Annotated in this window: 1 protein-coding gene; it reads left to right on the plus strand. The window is 58.2% G+C overall.

Annotation, left to right across the window (positions count from 1 at the left end):
• Positions 1–2: 2 nt before the first annotated feature.
• Positions 3–304, plus strand: a 302-nt coding sequence (locus P0G09_RS18365) for a DUF4366 domain-containing protein (RefSeq protein ID WP_275253387.1), incomplete at its 3' end; no start/stop codon positions are given.

The raw sequence follows: 304 nt of genomic DNA on the forward strand, positions 1-304 counted from the left end.
CGGTGGCACTGTGCGCTGGCATGGCGGCTCCCGCTTTTGCCTATGGCGGTGAGCCTGTGGAGGAAGTGGAACAGCCCGTCCTGACTTCTACCACCGATGAAGAAGATGTATTCACCGTGACCGATGAGGAGACCGGTGCCCTGACCCCGGAGGGCAACTTGACGCTGGTGGACGATTACCACACCGACTATTCCGATGGCAGCGGTCAGCAGTTCTTTACGCTGGTGTCGAAGTCGGGTGCGACTTTCTATCTGGTGATTGACCGCAACGCCAAGGGGCAGCAGACCGTTCACTTTATGAACCT

This window comes from Faecalibacterium sp. DFI.5.82 (assembly GCF_029076575.1).
GTDB classification, from domain to species: domain Bacteria; phylum Bacillota; class Clostridia; order Oscillospirales; family Ruminococcaceae; genus Faecalibacterium; species Faecalibacterium duncaniae.